Consider the following 17,565-nt stretch of genomic DNA (forward strand, 5'->3'; position numbering starts at 1 on the left):
TGAGGTCCATTTCAGGAATAAGCAACGCAGATTCAGTAATTCCACTCACTGATTCAGCAATAAAGCACCTTCAAATCATGCAACACAAAGGGAGCAAACTAAAAGTTCGCTCCCTCTATTTTTAGTGATCAATCCTCTTCATGATCATCATCGTCGTCATCTCGATCATCATATTGATCATCGTCATCATCTTGGTCTCTATATCGATCATCTTCGTGTTGGGTAGAAGAAATTTCACCTGTTTGTGCGTTTATATACATGTCTACTTCGCCTTTTGTCGTTGCGACTTCCACCTCATACACCCATTGGCCATTTTTGCTCTCTAGGTCAATGTCAGTGACTTTGCCTTTGACACTTTTCAACGCAATTTTCTTGGCCTGGTCGCGAGTAATTTTTACTTGATCCGTTGGCTGCTGGTCATGGTCTTTCTTTGACAAGACTTTACCTGTTTGTGCATCGACATGCACTTCTTTTTCACCTTTTGTTGTTCGGATTTCCACTTCGTATATCCACTGATTATTTTTGCTGTCTAAATCAACATCCGTTACTTTGCCTTTGACGCTTTTCAACGCAATTTTCTCCGCTTGGTCACGAGTGATTTTGACATCGGCGTTTTTCCCCTTATGAGTGTCTGCTTCCGCTACATGGGTGATGCCTCCTAGACTCAATGCTCCAGCTAATGCGATGGTCCAAAGTTTCTTTTTCATTTCGTGCCCCTCCTTTTTTGTTACTTTCATCATAAATAAGTGACATTAAAGAAAAGCAAGAGAAAGATTAAAATTTGATGAGAATTACTCAACTAGTACCCCTTGCACCATTACGCGCTTGTTTGTTTTCGTTGGAACGTCACAGGTGATAAGGGTGATTTTATTTTCCGTTGTGTCATTTATGACGTCCGTTTCAGTTTCCGAGATAACTTTATTTTCGGTCACTTTGTAATGATATTTATTTTTTTTATCTGTTAAATAGATATCTGCACCTTTTTTCAACTCAGGCACGCGTCCGAAAAATTGTTCTTCCGAGCGGGTATGATGACCAGCTAACGGGTAGTTTCCTTGGCCCATTTGTTGATCTTCCCGCATGGTTGCCGCACCGATGAGTAAGTTGTCATTCGTCGTGCCTTTCAGTATAGGTAATTCGATGTGAATATCGGGTATAGTAATAATTCCTATGACAGCGGGGTCATCCAGATTAACTGTCGAAGTCAACACATTTGTCATTGTCGGCGGGGTAATCGCTTCATAGTCAAAAGTGGCTTTCTTCTCACTATTTTGTTGTAACTCTTTGGCAGAATATTGATCCATAGACACTTTAGAGGCACTAAAGTCGATGAGCTGATACTTAATCAACGGTGAAATCAATAAAATGATGCCTGCTGTGAATAATAGACCGACGATCCACTTTCGCATATTCTTTTCCCCTTTCTATGAAAAAAATTCCCTCGCTGCTTGACGAGGGAATGTATGATTTTTTAGATTTTCAAACGAATCGCTGCCAAAATCAAGATCGCGCCAATGATCGGTGCCATCGAACCAGCATCTCCTGTTTGAGGCAACTTATTGGAAGAATTATTATTTGCTTTCTGTTTATTAACAACTGTTTTGCTTGATGCGTTTGACTTATTTGTCGCTCCTGTGGATGAATCTGGTTTTTTCACCGGTATGCCAACTCCTGTTCCATGCGATGAGCCTGGCTTTTGCACTGGTATACCGACTCCTGTTCCGTGCGACGAACCTGGTTGTTGTGGGTCAAGATTTTGTTTTTCATTTTTGACTTCTAACTGCGTGATTTCTCCAGCAACAATTTTGACCGAAATTTCCACATTGGATTTATTATAGCCTTCAGGTGCTTTTGTCTCTTTCAATGAATATTGCCCTGAGACTAAATTCTCAAAAAGAGCCACTCCGTTTTGATCGGTTGTTTGTGGTTGTGAAGCGATATGCCCCTCTTCATCATATAGCTGGAATTGTGCTCCTTTTAATAAAGCACCTGTTTTACTATCTTTCTTAACGACTTTCAAACTACCAAGCTCTTTCATATTTGGAACAACCATTAACATGTCTTTCTTATTCTCTAGCTTTACTTCCATCGTTTTCGTTGGTAATTGATAGCCTGTTGGTGCTTTCGTTTCTTTCAACGTATAAGTCCCTTCAGGTAACTTTTTAGATACGGCTTTACCGTTAGCATCAGTGACTAAAGAATCAATGACTTTCCCATCTTGCAGGAGATCAAAGTGTGCTCCTGGTAATATTTGGTTTTGATCTTCTTGGTCTACTTTAACAATTTGAATTTGTGCTTCTTCATTCGGATCTTCATTTAAAACACCTTTTGTTTTTGAAGATGACGACTGTATCTTTGAATTCGTTTTTTCAGGCTCTTTCTTTACATCATGACCGACGATATGGATAGGTACATGATGAGTTTTACCGTTCACTTGAAACGCGAGCTTTTTCTTTATCTCTTTTTCTTTCATACCTTTGATTTGTGCTTGAAGAAAAAAAGAACCCTTGAGGTTTGTTTTTCCTTTTACAGCCTCATCATATGTACATGTGAGTGTCGTTTTACTTACGGCACACTGCCCAATGGACTGTCCATTAGCATCTTTCATTGGAGCCTTTTCGCTATAGGCTTGCAGTTCCTTTGGCAGTTCTATCGTCAATTGGTCTTTCGGCTTCATGGCTGATTTCGTTGACCACTCTATTTCAATTTTCACATCTTCATATTCATGAAAACTATTCTTTGGCTGTCCGCTTGCATCTAATATTCTTATTTGATCTACATCTGCCACATCCGCTGCTGTTTTTTGAGCATAAGCCATCGGTGGAAAGACATTGATCATCATACATAATCCAAAAAGAAATCCAATGATTGCTGGCATCGTCTTACGAATACGAACATTCACTCTCATCCCTCCCTTTATTTTCTCTCTCCATACTTGCATATAAACAAAAACCCCTTCATTACAACATTTTATCAGTACATCAAAATATTGTAAATGAACATTGGAACTTTCCTCCAAATATTCATTTATCATTTTACGACATAATTCGGGTGGTGCCTGTCACCCCTCGAATTGTTAAAAATTTGTAAAATTTGTTAATTCCCTCGCGTTAGTATTCCTATGTGATGCGATTCCTAGTATTTTATAAGCAGTATTAATGAACTATAGAAGGAGCTGACTGAATGAAAAAACATATCGTAATTTTTGAAGTTGTCGGAGGAACAGATAAAGGACCAAATGGATATCGCCCTGATACAATGCCAATTGTAAAATCAATAGAAAAACGTGGTTGGACGGCTGAAGTCATTTTTTACTCTCACGAAAAGAAAGATGAAATATTGAAACATGTTTCCGATACAGCCGATGCCTATTTAAGTCGTATTAACCCCGGGAATTTGACAGATGAAGCGAACTATTTTGATATGCTCCGCAAGCTTTATGATAATGGTGTTAAAGAAATGCCACATCCTGATGTTATGATTCATTTGGGAGCAAAAGACGTTCTAGTAAAACTTCGTGATACGGACTTAGTTCCTGATGACACATTTGCTTATTACGATATTGAAACATTCAAAAACTCTTTTCCAAAGACTTTGTTATATGGAGAACGTGTCTTAAAACAAAATCGCGGTTCAACTGGAGAAGGAATTTGGCGCGTTCAACTAGTAGACCAGCTAATAGATGTTGAAGCCATTCCACTGACTGCTAAAGTAAAATGTACAGAAGCAAAGGATAACCATGTCGAATATCATAAGCTTGGAGACTTTTTAACCTTTTGTGAGCAATATATTAAAGGAGATAACGGTATGCTTATTGATATGCCATTTCTCCCCAGAATTAAAGAAGGAGAAATTCGCCTCCTCATGCTTCACCGTACGCCAGTGAATGTTGTTCATAAAAAACCAGCCAATCAAAAGGATGCCTTTTCAACAACTTTATTCTCAGGAGCACAATATCGTTACGATGCTACAAGTGATTGGCCAGACTTAGTTGACCTGTTTATTTCTAATTTAAGTACCATTACGAACAAACTCGGCAACTTAGACTTACCACTCATTTGGACAGCCGATTTCATGCTTGATACAGATAAGCGTGGAAATGATGTGTATATCCTTGGTGAAATGAACTGCTCATGTGTAGGCTTTACATCCGAATTATCTTTAAGTGAAGATATTGCTGACGAAATCATTAGCATTTTAGCTCCACAGTACGCTTAAGCATTATTGATAAAAGAGCTGTCTTAACGTCGAATGACCGACTAAAGGCAGCTCTTTTTATAAGTGACAGGCACCTCCGAATCGTGTATACTGGTCAAAAAATACATAAAGGGGTATACAAATATGACGAAGGAACATTGGAATCAGCGGTTCGGTCAAGCAGAATTTGCTTATGGCAAGGAACCGAATGCTTTTATTCAAGAGAAAGGCTCTCTTCTCTCTCAAGGCAACGTTTTAGCAATTGCTGAAGGAGAGGGAAGAAATGCGGTATACTTGGCATCTTTAGGACATACGGTAACGACTTGGGATTATTCTGTGGCAGGCTTGGAAAAGACAAATAAGTTAGCCGCTGAAAAAGGTGTCCATGTGGCAGCAAAGTGTGTCGACTTAAATGAAGCACCATGGGAAAAGGAAACATGGGATCACATCACTTGTGTATTCGGTCACTTTGACAATGACTTGCGCGTAGGAACTTTACAACAGATCGAACAAGCGGTGAAAACAGGAGGGAGCTTCCTTTGCGAAGTGTATTCCACTGAGCAGCTTCACTACAAAACAGGGGGCCCGCGAGACCTTAATATGCTTTACCGTCCAGAAGAATTTTTAACCACCTTCTCTAACTGGCACATCAAACATTTCTTTATTGGAGAAGTAGAGCGTCAAGAAGGCAACCTTCATCAAGGACTTTCCCACGTGATCCAGTTTTATGGAGTGAAAAAATAAAGTGAAACTTCAATCAGTGGGGGGTTCTTCATCCCCTACTGATTGTTAGTTGAACGGATCGGGCGTTTACGGGCTGTTGATCCCCACCTACATACCTGCGCTCCTTCTGCCACGTTGAGGTGGGGGTCTTACAGCCCGTTAATGCGGGATAAATCGCGATCATCCTCGACGGCATTCAGCTATTTCCGAGGAAATATGAGGAGTGACAGGTACAAAAAAGAAAGGGGTACATGAGATGGCAAAGCATCATTTTCATTTAAAAGCAAGTTGGCCCGGTTTGCGAAATGGCGTCGGACAAATTGAAGCAGGCAATTTAAAGACGGAGGTATCGATTCCGCCAGAAATGAATGGACCAGGTGTTGGTACCAATCCAGACGAGATGTTGCTTGGAGCGGCCTCCACTTGCTACATTATCACCCTTGCTGCAATGCTAGAAGTCAGTAAGTTAGATAAAGAATCGCTCACGCTGGAGTCTGAAGGAATTGTCGATGTGACGCGTGGAATTTTGACCTATAAAGCAATCATCCACCGTCCAACAATTATTTTAAAAACGGATGCCTCTGATCGAGACATTACTTTAGCACAAAAACTAGCAGTCAAAGCTGAAACATCCTGCATGATCAGCCGCGCCCTCCAAGGCAATGTAGACATTCAACTTGAAGCAACCATTAAAAAGGCTTCTGAATAATCTCAGAAGCCTTTTTTAACCGTAGTGAGGGTCAGACCCTAATCCTCATCTTCATCGTCTTGGTCGTCATCTTCGTCATCATCATCGTGATCAATGGTCGTAATCGATAGTACATTTCCCGTAATCGCATGGACACGGACATCGATCGTTTGCTTGTCTTTTTCTGTGATGACTTGATATATAGGGCCACCGTTTGTTTCGATTAATTCGATATCCGAAATCGATCCACCAGCGGTTTGTTCGGAAGCAATCTCTTTCGCTTGCTGCTCGGTAATTTTCGTTTGCAGTGGAATGACCGCTTTCGTTGAAAGAACCGCCCCTGTTGCTTCCTCAATTTCAATCATGACTGTTTCATTTGGATTCTTTTCCACCTCTACCAAAAACAATCGCTTGCCCTCTTTGGACTGCATCATCACTTGAAGAACTTTACCAGGTACATGCTTAATAGCAATCTCTTTTGCTTGCTGCTCGGTAATCTTACTAGACTGCTCTTTTTGAACACGCTTCGTGATCACTTCGCCTGTCGCTTTGTCAATTTCAACGACCGTTGTTTCATGGTTGGCCGTTTCCACTTCCACCACATACACCGAATCCTCTCGCAAGTTAACGGTTTTTGCCGTACCAGACACGACCTTTAATGCAAGGTCGACCGCTTCCTTCTCAGACATAGCTAATGAGATTTCTTTTAACTCCATAATGTCACCGTTCTCAGCATTGACAGCAACATGATAGGTGCCTCGATTGTTCACTAGTCGAACATTATAAATGGAGTGTTCACCCGTTTTCGTTAACTCCATTGTCTCGATCTCCCCGCCGTATTGGCCAGTCACAATCTGTTTCACTTCTTTTTCCGTTAGTACATTCGTATCCATGCTGGCCACAATTTGTTGGACGCCAAATGCCACCGCGACAAGCACAAAACAAATAATCAGCACGATGTTCCATTTCCTTTTCATGCTCGCCCCCTACTCTCTTTTCGTTTGGTCCGGTAAAAAGACGGTCACCTTCGTCCATTTTTCTTCTTCACTTTCTAGTTGAATCTCTCCTTCGTGGGCATCAACAATTCGCTTGGCAATCGATAGACCTAACCCAACTCCTCCTGTGTCACGACTGCGGGCTTTATCGACACGGAAGAAGCGATCGAATACTTGTTGTAAATCTTCTGCTGGAATGCCGACCCCACTATCCTTCACAGAAAAGAAGGCCCGTTCCCTTTGGATACCTACATCGATCTCGATCACATCCGAACTATATTTCATCGCATTGTCTAACAACACAACAAGTACTTGCTTCATTTTTTGTTCATCGGCTAAAACAGGGACCGACTTTTCGCTAAAAATGAGACGAAAACTCCGTCCATAGGCATTCGTCAGCTGGTCAGTAGCAGTTTGGCACACCTTGATCAAATCGATTTCTTGGATATTCAAATTCCACTCGGCACTATTATTAGCGAGCAATAACATTTGATTGGTCATTGCCTTCATACGCACCGCTTCGGAATAGATCGCTTCCACGGATTCCTCTAACACATCCGGCTTTTTCGTTCCCCACCGTTTTAATAATTTCGCATAGCTTTCAATCACCGTTAATGGCGTTTTTAATTCATGAGAAGCATCAGAGACGAACTGTTGCTGCTTCTCAAAGTTTTGCTGTAATAAGTCCATCATCTTATTAAAGGTGTTACCCATTTTGTACAATTCGTCCTTTGACTGATGCTCAAGCGGAATTTTTTTGAAAATGCCACGAACTTGAATGTCTTCCATTGTTCGAATCATTGAATTGACTGGACGTAAAATGAGATTGCTCAACATCCTTCCAGCAACAAACGCAGGGATTAATACGAATAATGAAGCGAAGAATAAAACATTTTTTAACATATTCAAGTTTTTCTGCAATCCAGCGAGGCTTTCAATGACTTCTAACGTCATCACTCGGCCATCCATCCAGATGATCGGAACCTTGACATATGCATATTTCACCTCTTTCGCGTCAAATACACCATCTGTGGCTTTTCTTTCAAAACGCGGCTTAGGCGCAGGAATCGGTTGATTACTATCCACTTCCTGTGTGACGATCGCTCGTGAATCTTGGTCAATAATACGAATCATCCCGTTCGTTGGTAAATATGGCTGCAGCAATGTTGCCGGGTCAATATTTTCGCCCCCTTCTTGATTTAAGCCACCTGTGATCTGTAACGCCTCTCGCTTTAAGCGATCGAGCTCACCATCGGTCGTTACTTTGGAGAATAAAAAATAAATCGAACTGTTAATAATAAATAAAATGATAAGCAACGTAACCGTTGAGAAAAGATAGATTTTATTTTTTATTTTCATCCTTTACCCCTTTAACATATAGCCAACGCCTCGCACCGTATGAAGAAGCGGCGTGTCAAAATCACAATCCACTTTTTTCCTCAAATAACGAATATACACATCGACGACATTCGTATCACCGAAATAATCAAATCCCCATACATTCGTTAAAATTTGCTCGCGATTCAATACTTGATTGTTATGCTGCATCAGGAAGAGTAATAGATCAAATTCACGTGGTGTGAGCTCAATTTGCGTCTCTCCTCTTGTGACTTCTCTCATTTTCTCATCAATCGATAGATCAGCTACTTGGATTTTCGGATTCTCTTCCTCTTTCTTATAGGCTTGCGATAGACGTAAGCACACGCGAATGCGAGCCAATAATTCTTCAATTTCAAACGGCTTGGTTATATAATCATTAGCCCCTTGGTCGAGCCCGTTCACTTTATCAACAACGGAATCACGAGCTGTTAGTAAAATAATCGGGATGATTGAATTTTGTGAACGAATGCGACGCAACACTTCCATTCCACTCAATTCCGGTAGCATCACATCAAGTAAAATCAAATCCCATTCCCCATGACGAAACTGCTCTAACGCTTCCATTCCCGTCTTAGCTGTTGCACTTTCATATCCTTCATATTCGAGCTCTAATTGAATCACTCGCGCAATTTTCTCTTCATCTTCCACAACCAAAATTCGCTCCAACATGAAATCCTCCTAAACTATCAATCTTTTTCCATGAATTAAGTTTAGCAAATTCTCCCTTGTGCTCAAAGAAGAAAAAAATCTTCAGATATAGTGAATTTACTGAATTTGGTAGGGGGAGATTTACTGAACCAGATACGTTTTTTACTGAATCACTCACTACTTTTTCGGACTCGGAATAGCTTTTTAATGAAATCAAGACTCTTTACTGAATCACGAGGGAGATTTACTGAACTAGATTCGTTTTTTACTGAATCACTCACTACTTTTTCGGACTCGGAATAGTTTTTTGATGAAACTAAGACTCTTTACTGAATCACGAGGGAGATTTACTGAACCAGATTCGTTTTTTACTGAATCACTCACTACTTTTACGGACTTGGAATAGTTTTTTGATGAAGACGACGCTCTTTACTGAGTTATTCATCCCTTTTCTAGACTTATGCTTGCTTTTTGCTGAGTCTAGACGAAAATCACCTAATTTATGATATAATTGTAAAAAATATATCATAAATGGAATCTCTCCATCATAAGGAGATTAGTTATTAAATAGCTTTGTTCACGATATACAAAAATGATGCAAACTAAGGGAGCATAGATCATGGAATCAACAAGAAAAAACTCCAAAAAAATAGGTATCATATTACTATTTTTCATTTTACTGATTACTTTAACCATCTATGGTAGTATGCAACTCATTATTTTCTTTAATGATCGAGAGAAACAAGCTACTAAAGAGCAGTTAACAAAAGACGGGATCAATCTTCATCAAGTAAGGAATATCCAAGAAACAGAAGAGACGAACGAAGTCACTGTTAACTCCATAGAACAGGAAGTGTTAGACGTAATGAACAAAATGACGCATCAATTTGTTATTGCGGATGACAAATGGGGAGCAGTTGAAATGACGCCTGAACGCATTGATCAACTTACCGAAATTGTATCGGTCAATGATTACCCTAATAAAGAAAGAATCCTCTCCATCTTAGAAAAATGGAAAAAAGGAAATTTCGAAACAGTCGATGATGATCACAACGTCATTTGGAATATGCAAGATGGGAATATCGGAGAAGCCAAAGGGGTCATGAGTGAAAAAGAACAAGAAGCATTTAAAAAGAATAACTTTACAAAAGAAGAAGCGAAAAATCACAACTGATTTCTCGCTTCTTCTTTTGCTAACTATCACTTGACAAATTTCGAGGAGTGACAGACACCTGTCTATCGTCTATTGCATATTAAAACATTTTATTGCATAATTATAATTACTTTCTACTTTGAACGGATGCTTCTAAAAGGCACAATAACAGAAAATGATGAGGAGAATGATCATGAATATTTTTAATGCGAAAACGAGTGATGTGCAAGCGATTTATCAATTAATTCAAGAGTATGCGGAGAAGGGGATTGTGTTGCCGCGTTCTCTTTTATCGCTTTATCAGCAAATACAAAGCCTATACGTAATGAAAGAAGGAAATGAAATTCTTGGGGTGGCTGGATTGCATGTGTTAGGTCAGGACCTTGGAGAAGTCCGTTCTTTAGTCGTCTCCCCTGAACATGCTGGTAAAGGAATTGGCCGGCAATTAGTTGACCATGTCATCAATGAAGCTGCTAGATTGGAAGTGAAACGAGTCATTTCGTTAACTTATGAAACTGAGTTTTTCACAAAGTGTGGATTTGAGAAAATTAATAGAGAGGAACTGCCAGAAAAGACTTGGATCGATTGCATGAACTGTCCGAAGCTAGAATGCTGTGATGAAGTGGCGATGATTAAATATATTCGTTAAAATAGCTGCCATTCGAAAAGAACATCGAGCCCTCGAAGTGACCCGATGTTCTTTTTTCAGTTATCTGGTGATGTCATTCACATGAATCATTTCGCTTTCTACCTTGAGCTCTCATAATTTTATAGAAGATATAGCAGATGACAATAATAAGAACAATAGCGAGTTGCCATTCCCATGTTAATTCCAGCACTTTTTGGACTGAATACGCTTCAATAAACAGCGAGGGGATTTTTCCAATTGTACTCGCTATACTAAAAGAAAGCAGTCTCATTTGACTAAAAGCTGCCGTCAACGTGACCGCACCAGAAGGGACAAAAGGAACAAATCTTAGGAGAAGGACTAAAAAGATGGCTTCCACCCCTTCTGTCTGTGCTAACTTTTTCAAAAATCTGTTCTTTAATTGTATATTCAATTTCTTGAGACCATGCCGATAAAGAATAAAACTAATAACAGCCCCTGCTGCTTCTCCCATGATGGATACAAGAAGTCCTCCTTTAAATCCAAACACAGTAATATTGGCCGCTGTGATAAAAGCACTCGGCAAAACACCTGAAATTGCGATAGCAATATTTAAACTAATACTGATTAAAAACAAGAGCACTGGATGAGCCAGCAGCCATTGAATATATTCCATTTTGTAAATTCCTTTCCTGACAAGATGCAAGAAACTTTATTCTATTTTATAATATATAGGAATTAAAATCCTTGGAGGTGGTCAAATGGTAAATCATCTCTATTTACCACAGTCTGGATCGACTCATGCAAAGCCTGATATGAACATGGCGATACTTTGCATGGGGTGGACGTTCATTTAACTTACTATCGCCTATTCTATTTGGCTTTGCACCTTATTTTTCACTATTTAAATAAGGGGCTGAGCAAGATGAAATATGTAAAAGCGACCAATGTATTACCAGAGCAGTTAATTATCGAAATTCAAAAATATGTTCAAGGGGAAACGATTTATATCCCCAAGCCAAAAAAGGCCTACCAACAATGGGGCACACGTTCAGGAAGCAGAAAAACGCTCGACGACAGAAATGCCTCGATTCAGCAAGCCTTTAAAAACGGCCGAACGCTGGCGCAACTAGCCGACGATTATTTCCTCTCTGTGGAAACCATTAAGAAAATTGTCTATACGAAATAGATCTCATAAAAAAAGCGGTCTTTCTTACTGGAAGACGCTTTTTTTATGTCAAGTTCGTTTCTTATTCATTCTCTCCCTTTCCAAAGACCAACCAATGTTTTACACTTAAAGCGAAAGAGGAGTGATAAATATGGAACCGTTTATTCGAAGCGATCAATATCATTTTATTAAATCACAGGCACAGATTCTTACGAATGGCCATGCAAGTGTGTCTGATATAGATGTTCTTCAAGCCTTGAAATCTCTCGCAAAAGAAAAAATATTTGCTTTGTTTCCAAATATGAATGAGGAGCAGCAGCAAGTGCTTGCTCCCGTCCTTACGATTGAAGAAAAAGCGGATGCCGAAGCGGTGTTAGCACAATTAAAACCTTATGTAATGCCGTTCCCACAAGTCACAGAACAAACGCTCAAAAAGTTATTCCCAAAAGCGAAGAAGCTAAAGACTTCTTTTTTAAAGGAAGTAAATTGGGAAGAGATTTCTTATTTGAGCTGGGCGGACCTTGGCTTAGGCAAAAAGTTTATTGTTGCTCCATACAACAATAAATTGACTGGTATTCACGGAACATTTAATCCCGTAACGAAAAAAAGCATCTGTGCGCTTTGCCATCAATATGAAGCGGTCGGCATGTTTATGACGGAAGTAAAAGGACCTCAACAAGGGACCTTTGTTAAAAGAGGAAACTATATTTGCCAAGATCAACACGCATGTAATGAAAACATGACCAAACTCGATCAATTACATGACTTCATTGCGAGAAATAAATAATGAAAAAGAACCTCATTTGGTAGAGGTTCTTTCTTTATATGACCTTTTCTGTTTTTAACGATTCAATCGCCTGATTAATAAAAACAATAGCTTCGTTTATGCCATGAGTAGAATTGGATACTAGCTCGATATGATGATTCGCTTTTGGCAGTTCATTGACTGTTAATTGGAGTGAGTTTACAATTTCTTCAAAAGATTCGTTCGCGCTAGAACAGGAGGATTCATTTGTTTTCACGAGTGAATCTAATCGCTTCATCACATTTTTGACCTTTTCCATGTCGACATTCGCTCGGTCAATAAGCTCACCAACTGAGTCTGCGGAAGTTTTCGTGGCGTCTGATAATTTCCTTACCTCTTCGGCGACGATGGAAAAGCCTTTGCCAACCTCTCCAGCACGAGCCGCTTCAATTGCCGCATTTAAAGATAGTAGATTCGTTTGATCGGCAATGTTAGTGATCACGCGCATCGAATGAATGACCTCTTCAAACGAAGATGAAAGTTGTTCAATTAATAGATAAGCATCCGAAGAAGTCGTCTCCATTTCGGAAAAGCTTGCATTTAACTTGGCCATCACCCCTTGCCCAGAGGATGCTAATGTACAAGTTTCATTCACTTTTTCTTTTGTTGAATCAACAGAGGTCAATAGCTGATTAGAATTCCTCGATAATTCTTTCGTGATTACCATTCCGTCAGAAACGATTTGGGTTAAGCTAGCAGAGGTCCTCTCGATGGCATTTGTCATCTCCGCTTGAGCCTTCTCATGTTCCTGTTCAATGGCTAGCTGCGTTTCTCTCTCATAAGCTTCTAAAACGAGCTGCTGTTCAAAGCTTAATAGCTTTGAAATAGAAGAAATACATTGATATTGCAAAGTTAGATCTTCAACCTTTTCGGTAATCTTCTGAACAAGGCCATTCTGCAGCTGTTGAAAAGCACACATATACCATTTCGGCTTCAACCCAATTCGATAATGTACTTTCGCTACGCTTAACCGTTTATGAATAAATGCCTCATCTATCGTCCCGTCGAACAGTTCTATGATGTGCTGATGAATCACTTTTTTCAATTGTACAATGGTTGAATGTCGCTCAATAATCGACTCTAATTCAGAGCTTTTCATCACCGCTTGATAAAAGCGGTGAATCACATCATCTAATTGATCCGCTAAAAGAGCCTTTAGCATTTTTACCCGCTGTAAATCCTCCTCCTTCAGCCGAATCATTTCTAGCTGAAGTTTCATCTCTGGATCAGCGAGTTGAATGGAGACTTTTTCCTTACTGTATGAGTATTTTTCTTTCTCGATGTCGCTTTTTCTCTTTTAAAAAAGCATAAGCTTGTTCCGCCTCTCAAAAATAGGATGGAATAACTAAATAACGATATGTCAATTTTCCTATTTTTCCGAATGCCAAGTCAATGATTTCTAGTATTTTTTACATAAATTTAACAATGAAATTACGCCCCACTGCATTAAAATTCCGGCGTCTTCACCTAATCCAGACACCATTTGAAATCTCCTCTTGCAAAAGCCTTTAACTCTATCATACTTAAATGTCTCTCTTCGACAAAATTCGAGGAGTGACAGGCACCTCTACTTGAATAGCAATTAAATCATCTAACAATGCTTTTTCCCATTCCTTAAACTTATGCCATTTGTCTTCATCATTATTCTGTTTTTCTTCGTAGTGAACCGCTAGTTGTCGTGTTACATCCTTCATAGCCGCACCCTCCAATTTATTGTAAAATACTCGCCCATACTGCCAAAATATCTTCATTTAGTTGGAGCATTCCCTTTTACCTGCTTGAATGAATTTAGATTATTCCGAAATTTAATTTTCTATATTGTATCATCTTCCAGTATAGAAAAGCAGGAATTAACCATCAATAAAGGAAAAAACCTACACATCCTCCTTATAAGAGGAATGCATAGGTTTCTTTCAAAAATCAAACATATTCGTTCGACAAAAATCGGGGAGTGACAGGCACCTGTTCACTCGTATCGAAGTGCGTCGATTGGTTTCATTTTGGCAGCTTTCATGGATGGGATTAAGCCAAAGATGATGCCAACTGCCATAGAGAATATAACGGAGCCCACGATGGCAGGGACTGGAGCGGCGAATGGTAGGTTAGCAAAATACGAGATTGCTTTTGCTCCTCCTAATCCTACTAGTACGCCGATGATGCCTCCCATACTTGTAAGTACGGCTGATTCAGTTAAGAATTGCCATAGAATCACAGATCGCTTCGCTCCAAGTGCTTTTTTAATACCGATTTCTCTCGTTCTTTCTGTGACAGATACCAGCATAATATTCATGACACCAATGCCGCCAACGAGTAAGGAAATACTCGCAATGCCTCCTAATAATAGCGTAAAGGCTTGGTTAAATTCATTGATCTCTTCCATGATTTGATCTAAATTAGGAATGCTGTACTGCCAAGTGGAAGTAGCAGGCAAATGACTGTTTAAGGAATCAGCAACGGCTTGCCCTGCCATCTCTAACTCATCTGAATGATACGCTTGGACAAGCACTTGCGGAATATCATTAAAACTTCCTAAGTGAGGCCACGCAGACTTCGGTACATACATTTTTCCCATACCCATGTCCATCATAAACATATCATTCTCTTCACTTTTCTTATCCGCATACACACCGACAACTCGAAATGGCACTTGATTAATCTCAATCACTTGATTAATCGCGCTTCCTTCAGGGAACAAAGCATCTCTTGTCGCTTCATTAATCATCACCACTTGACTGCCTTTTTCATGCTCAATAGGTGCGATCTTTCTACCCTCAAGGATTTTGATTGGAAAAATGGTAAAGTACTTGTCATCCACCGCATACAATTCCGAATCTGAATAATTATTTAAATGAAAAGCTTGTGTATAGTTTTGGTAAAAGACAGCAATCGATTTTACTAAGTCTGGTACCATCGCTTCTTCTAATTGTTCATCCGTGATCGTTGGGATAACATCAGGTGGCTGTTCTTCACTGCCACCCATCATCATCTCACCGCCCATGGCTGCCGCTTCAGGCGACTGAAACATAATGGCAATCGAGTTATTTCCCGTTCCAACGAGGCTCGATTTCAAGCTTTCTTTTTGGCCTTCAATCATTGCCACAATCGCAATAATCGAGGCGATCCCGATAATGACACCCAACATCGTTAAAATGGAACGCATTTTATGAGCAAAAATAGATTGAAAGGATAGTTTTAAATTATCTAGCATGCGGTTCTCTCCTTTCATCCTTGATGATCGCCCCATCGCGAAGAAGAATGCTTCGGTTGGCATATTGAGCAATTTCCTCTTCATGCGTAATTAGAACCACTGTCACACCTTCTTTATTCAAGTCTGTAAATAAGTTCATCACTTGCTCACTAGAAGCGGTATCGAGCGCTCCTGTAGGCTCATCCGCTAAAATGAATTTCGGTTTGTTGATAAGCGCACGGGCAATCGCTACCCGCTGCTTTTGTCCACCTGATAATTGCGTCGGCGTAAAATTGACTCGATCCGCTAAACCGACTTTCGTTAACGCCTCAATCGCTAGCTCACGGCGCTCTTTTTTATTTACCTTCGCATACACAAGAGGCAATTGGACGTTATCTAAAGCGGATAAGCGTGGCAGCAAGTTAAAGTTTTGAAAGACGAAACCAATATATTCATTTCGAATCTTGGAAAGGTCATTTTCTTTACGCGATAACACGCTGTTTCCATCAAGCGTATATTCTCCTGACGTTGGTGTATCTAAGCAGCCTAAAATATTCATGATCGTTGATTTCCCTGAGCCTGAAGGTCCCATAATCGACACATATTCGCCTTCTTCAATGGACAGGTTGATATTATGAAGGATCGGAACTTCTTCCTTTCCGATCCAATATGATTTATTGATGTTCTTCAAGTGAATCATCAATAGTTACCTTCTTTCCTTCTTTTACTGTGTCATCAGGATACACAACATAATCATCTTTAGTTAAGCCGCTCTCAACGATCGTCATCATCATATCTGGTATTTCCTCGCCCAGTTTTACTTCTTGTTTCTTCAATTTCTCATCAACGACCGTCCACACAAATGACTTGTCACCATCCATCACAATCATATCTGTTGGGATCGTTACTTCTTGAGGGGCTTCTTCTTCTCCTTTTAATTCAATGAAGACATGATAGCCAAATTCTAAACCTTCATGCTCAGTTAGTTGAACTTGGAAAGGATAGTTGGATGCTTGCGGGTTCATCGCCATATCACCCATGCCCATATCCATGCTCATATCTTCACCATTTTCTTCTGTTGGCAATTTGCCAATTTCGATAATTTTCCCTGGCCATTTTTGTTCTGGATCTTTGCGACTAACTACGTTCACTTCTTGACCTACTTGGAGCTCATCTTTAATTAATTCGTTCACGTTACCTTTTACAAAATAAGCGTCCGTATTGTAAATTTGCATAAATGAACCTGGAGCTTGCTGTTGCCCCATTTGATTGTTGCCGCCCGCTGCAGATTGTTTTTGTTCTTCATCAATTTTTTGAACAATGCCATTTACTTTTGCTTTAACAATATTATCGTTCACTTTTTTCTTCATTTCTTGATACTCTAAATTCGCTTTTTCCACTTCAAATTGAGCGATCTTTAAATCTGCTTCTGCTTGAGTGACTTGTTGTCTTAGCGCCGTTTTTTCTTCAGCAGACGCGTTTTTGATTTGCTTTTCTAACGACCAAATTTCTGATTTTTTCTGTTTCACACTGCTATTAGCAATTTCAAGTTCAAGCCCTTTTTGCTTTAGTTCCATTTCTCCTTCCTTATTTTCATAAGAAAAAAGTTGCGCACCCGCTTTTACAACGTCTCCTTCTTTCACAAATACCTCTTTAACTGTTCCACGCTCAGGGTCAAGAAAGATTTTTTCTGTTTCCTTTGGCTCAACCACTCCAGCGAATAAACTTCCGGAACTAGCCTCCATTCCTCCCATCATGTCGCTCACCTTCATTGGGAAGATCTCGCCTTCTCCTGCTGAACTATTAAATTTAGACTTTGTAAATATGTAACCACCGGCCAATAAAGCTAGTATGACAACAACCGAAATTGCAATGATCCACTTCTTCTTTTTACTCATCTATTTACCTCCTTTTAAATGTCCAATTCACCTTAACTTTCTATCTATCAACCTCACAAAACCAACATCACCATCTTTTTTCATACAAAAAAACACTTCGACATGATTCTAACAAA

General features: G+C 39.7%; 19 protein-coding genes and 1 pseudogene. 7 read left to right on the forward strand and 13 right to left on the reverse strand.

What is annotated here, in order from left to right; translation table 11 throughout:
* Nucleotides 1-128 precede the first annotated feature (128 nt).
* The 3 genes from WDJ61_RS15280 to WDJ61_RS15290 form a co-directional block, all read right to left on the reverse strand.
* The gene (locus tag WDJ61_RS15280; protein WP_338751208.1) at nucleotides 129-707 is read right to left on the reverse strand and encodes a PepSY domain-containing protein; all 579 of its coding nucleotides are present in this window, start codon (nucleotides 705-707) and stop codon (nucleotides 129-131) included.
* Nucleotides 708-791: 84 nt separating this feature from the next.
* Nucleotides 792-1,409: a class A sortase gene (locus WDJ61_RS15285; protein ID WP_338751209.1), complete on the reverse strand. Its 618-nt coding sequence runs from the start codon at nucleotides 1,407-1,409 to the stop codon at nucleotides 792-794.
* Between the two features lie 62 nt (nucleotides 1,410-1,471).
* On the reverse strand, nucleotides 1,472-2,902 hold the full coding sequence (locus WDJ61_RS15290) for a SpaA isopeptide-forming pilin-related protein (protein ID WP_338751211.1): 1,431 nt from the start codon (nucleotides 2,900-2,902) through the stop codon (nucleotides 1,472-1,474).
* Nucleotides 2,903-3,183: 281 nt separating this feature from the next.
* On the opposite strand from WDJ61_RS15290, the gene WDJ61_RS15295 reads away from it, so the two are divergent.
* From WDJ61_RS15295 to WDJ61_RS15305, 3 genes are all read left to right on the forward strand, one after another.
* Nucleotides 3,184-4,218, forward strand: a complete 1,035-nt coding sequence (locus WDJ61_RS15295) for a Cj0069 family protein (protein WP_338751213.1) — start codon at nucleotides 3,184-3,186, stop codon at nucleotides 4,216-4,218.
* A 123-nt stretch (nucleotides 4,219-4,341) separates the two neighbouring features.
* Complete coding sequence (locus tag WDJ61_RS15300) at nucleotides 4,342-4,941, forward strand: class I SAM-dependent methyltransferase (protein WP_338751215.1); 600 nt, start codon at nucleotides 4,342-4,344, stop codon at nucleotides 4,939-4,941.
* A 235-nt stretch (nucleotides 4,942-5,176) separates the two neighbouring features.
* Nucleotides 5,177-5,629 (forward strand): OsmC family protein, encoded by a 453-nt coding sequence (locus tag WDJ61_RS15305; RefSeq protein ID WP_338751217.1) that lies wholly within the window; start codon nucleotides 5,177-5,179, stop codon nucleotides 5,627-5,629.
* Between the two features lie 38 nt (nucleotides 5,630-5,667).
* Here the strand turns inward: WDJ61_RS15305 and WDJ61_RS15310 are convergent, their stop codons facing one another.
* The 3 genes from WDJ61_RS15310 to WDJ61_RS15320 are packed head-to-tail and all read right to left on the reverse strand — an operon-like array spanning nucleotide 5,668 to nucleotide 8,652.
* Nucleotides 5,668-6,585 (reverse strand): PepSY domain-containing protein, encoded by a 918-nt coding sequence (locus WDJ61_RS15310; RefSeq protein ID WP_338751219.1) that lies wholly within the window; start codon nucleotides 6,583-6,585, stop codon nucleotides 5,668-5,670.
* 9 nt (nucleotides 6,586-6,594) lie between these two features.
* The gene (locus WDJ61_RS15315; RefSeq protein ID WP_338751221.1) at nucleotides 6,595-7,962 is read right to left on the reverse strand and encodes a HAMP domain-containing histidine kinase; all 1,368 of its coding nucleotides are present in this window, start codon (nucleotides 7,960-7,962) and stop codon (nucleotides 6,595-6,597) included.
* A gap of 3 nt (nucleotides 7,963-7,965) precedes the next feature.
* Nucleotides 7,966-8,652, reverse strand: coding sequence for a response regulator transcription factor (locus WDJ61_RS15320; protein WP_338751223.1), 687 nt, complete (start codon nucleotides 8,650-8,652; stop codon nucleotides 7,966-7,968).
* A gap of 598 nt (nucleotides 8,653-9,250) precedes the next feature.
* Between WDJ61_RS15320 and WDJ61_RS15325 the strand changes: the two genes are divergently transcribed.
* Complete coding sequence (locus tag WDJ61_RS15325) at nucleotides 9,251-9,805, forward strand: DUF6241 domain-containing protein (protein WP_338751225.1); 555 nt, start codon at nucleotides 9,251-9,253, stop codon at nucleotides 9,803-9,805.
* A gap of 172 nt (nucleotides 9,806-9,977) precedes the next feature.
* A complete protein-coding gene (locus tag WDJ61_RS15330; protein ID WP_338751227.1) occupies nucleotides 9,978-10,433 on the forward strand; it encodes an N-acetyltransferase in 456 nt (151 codons plus the stop codon).
* A 73-nt stretch (nucleotides 10,434-10,506) separates the two neighbouring features.
* On the opposite strand, the gene WDJ61_RS15335 is transcribed toward WDJ61_RS15330, so the two are convergent.
* Entirely contained in the window at nucleotides 10,507-11,067 is a 561-nt protein-coding gene (locus WDJ61_RS15335; protein WP_338751229.1) for a TVP38/TMEM64 family protein, read from the reverse strand.
* Between the two features lie 249 nt (nucleotides 11,068-11,316).
* Here WDJ61_RS15335 and WDJ61_RS15340 point away from each other — a divergent pair, with 249 nt between their 5' ends.
* Nucleotides 11,317-11,580 carry a CD3324 family protein gene (locus WDJ61_RS15340; RefSeq protein WP_338751231.1) on the forward strand — a complete coding sequence of 88 codons (264 nt, stop codon included), beginning with the start codon at nucleotides 11,317-11,319 and terminating at the stop codon, nucleotides 11,578-11,580.
* A 130-nt stretch (nucleotides 11,581-11,710) separates the two neighbouring features.
* Nucleotides 11,711-12,346 carry a FusB/FusC family EF-G-binding protein gene (locus WDJ61_RS15345; protein ID WP_338751233.1) on the forward strand — a complete coding sequence of 212 codons (636 nt, stop codon included), beginning with the start codon at nucleotides 11,711-11,713 and terminating at the stop codon, nucleotides 12,344-12,346.
* 34 nt (nucleotides 12,347-12,380) lie between these two features.
* On the opposite strand, the gene WDJ61_RS19135 is transcribed toward WDJ61_RS15345, so the two are convergent.
* The 6 genes and pseudogenes from WDJ61_RS19135 to WDJ61_RS15370 all read right to left on the reverse strand — a co-directional run bounded on the left by WDJ61_RS19135 (nucleotide 12,381) and on the right by WDJ61_RS15370 (nucleotide 17,449).
* Nucleotides 12,381-13,088 (reverse strand): methyl-accepting chemotaxis protein, encoded by a 708-nt coding sequence (locus WDJ61_RS19135; RefSeq protein ID WP_413789103.1) that lies wholly within the window; start codon nucleotides 13,086-13,088, stop codon nucleotides 12,381-12,383.
* A gap of 54 nt (nucleotides 13,089-13,142) precedes the next feature.
* Nucleotides 13,143-13,583 (reverse strand): annotated as a pseudogene (locus WDJ61_RS19140) (protoglobin domain-containing protein); the annotation flags it as partial.
* Between the two features lie 304 nt (nucleotides 13,584-13,887).
* A complete protein-coding gene (locus WDJ61_RS15355) occupies nucleotides 13,888-14,058 on the reverse strand; it encodes a hypothetical protein (RefSeq protein WP_338751237.1) in 171 nt (56 codons plus the stop codon).
* A gap of 272 nt (nucleotides 14,059-14,330) precedes the next feature.
* Nucleotides 14,331-15,572 carry an ABC transporter permease gene (locus tag WDJ61_RS15360; RefSeq protein WP_338751239.1) on the reverse strand — a complete coding sequence of 414 codons (1,242 nt, stop codon included), beginning with the start codon at nucleotides 15,570-15,572 and terminating at the stop codon, nucleotides 14,331-14,333.
* Nucleotides 15,562-16,251 (reverse strand): ABC transporter ATP-binding protein, encoded by a 690-nt coding sequence (locus WDJ61_RS15365; protein ID WP_338751241.1) that lies wholly within the window; start codon nucleotides 16,249-16,251, stop codon nucleotides 15,562-15,564. The genes WDJ61_RS15360 and WDJ61_RS15365 overlap by 11 nt, the downstream gene beginning before the upstream one ends.
* Nucleotides 16,226-17,449 (reverse strand): efflux RND transporter periplasmic adaptor subunit, encoded by a 1,224-nt coding sequence (locus WDJ61_RS15370; RefSeq protein WP_338751243.1) that lies wholly within the window; start codon nucleotides 17,447-17,449, stop codon nucleotides 16,226-16,228. Before WDJ61_RS15370 ends, WDJ61_RS15365 begins: the two co-directional genes overlap by 26 nt.
* Nucleotides 17,450-17,565 lie beyond the last annotated feature (116 nt).

Origin of the sequence: Bacillus sp. FJAT-52991, from assembly GCF_037201805.1 — a bacterium.
GTDB classification, from domain to species: domain Bacteria; phylum Bacillota; class Bacilli; order Bacillales; family Domibacillaceae; genus Bacillus_CE; species Bacillus_CE kandeliae.

Coding starts and splice junctions, on each gene's coding strand:
- WDJ61_RS15305 (WP_338751217.1), top strand. CDS start 5,177: ATGGCAAAGCATCATTTTCATTTAAAAGCAAGTTGGCCCGGTTTGCGA.
- WDJ61_RS15360 (WP_338751239.1), bottom strand. CDS start 15,572: ATGCTAGATAATTTAAAACTATCCTTTCAATCTATTTTTGCTCATAAA.
- WDJ61_RS15335 (WP_338751229.1), bottom strand. CDS start 11,067: ATGGAATATATTCAATGGCTGCTGGCTCATCCAGTGCTCTTGTTTTTA.
- WDJ61_RS15280 (WP_338751208.1), bottom strand. CDS start 707: ATGAAAAAGAAACTTTGGACCATCGCATTAGCTGGAGCATTGAGTCTA.
- WDJ61_RS15355 (WP_338751237.1), bottom strand. CDS start 14,058: ATGAAGGATGTAACACGACAACTAGCGGTTCACTACGAAGAAAAACAG.
- WDJ61_RS15365 (WP_338751241.1), bottom strand. CDS start 16,251: ATGATTCACTTGAAGAACATCAATAAATCATATTGGATCGGAAAGGAA.
- WDJ61_RS15320 (WP_338751223.1), bottom strand. CDS start 8,652: ATGTTGGAGCGAATTTTGGTTGTGGAAGATGAAGAGAAAATTGCGCGA.
- WDJ61_RS15340 (WP_338751231.1), top strand. CDS start 11,317: ATGAAATATGTAAAAGCGACCAATGTATTACCAGAGCAGTTAATTATC.
- WDJ61_RS15310 (WP_338751219.1), bottom strand. CDS start 6,585: ATGAAAAGGAAATGGAACATCGTGCTGATTATTTGTTTTGTGCTTGTC.
- WDJ61_RS15285 (WP_338751209.1), bottom strand. CDS start 1,409: ATGCGAAAGTGGATCGTCGGTCTATTATTCACAGCAGGCATCATTTTA.
- WDJ61_RS15300 (WP_338751215.1), top strand. CDS start 4,342: ATGACGAAGGAACATTGGAATCAGCGGTTCGGTCAAGCAGAATTTGCT.
- WDJ61_RS15330 (WP_338751227.1), top strand. CDS start 9,978: ATGAATATTTTTAATGCGAAAACGAGTGATGTGCAAGCGATTTATCAA.
- WDJ61_RS15370 (WP_338751243.1), bottom strand. CDS start 17,449: ATGAGTAAAAAGAAGAAGTGGATCATTGCAATTTCGGTTGTTGTCATA.
- WDJ61_RS19135 (WP_413789103.1), bottom strand. CDS start 13,088: ATGACAAATGCCATCGAGAGGACCTCTGCTAGCTTAACCCAAATCGTT.
- WDJ61_RS15315 (WP_338751221.1), bottom strand. CDS start 7,962: ATGAAAATAAAAAATAAAATCTATCTTTTCTCAACGGTTACGTTGCTT.
- WDJ61_RS15325 (WP_338751225.1), top strand. CDS start 9,251: ATGGAATCAACAAGAAAAAACTCCAAAAAAATAGGTATCATATTACTA.
- WDJ61_RS15345 (WP_338751233.1), top strand. CDS start 11,711: ATGGAACCGTTTATTCGAAGCGATCAATATCATTTTATTAAATCACAG.
- WDJ61_RS15295 (WP_338751213.1), top strand. CDS start 3,184: ATGAAAAAACATATCGTAATTTTTGAAGTTGTCGGAGGAACAGATAAA.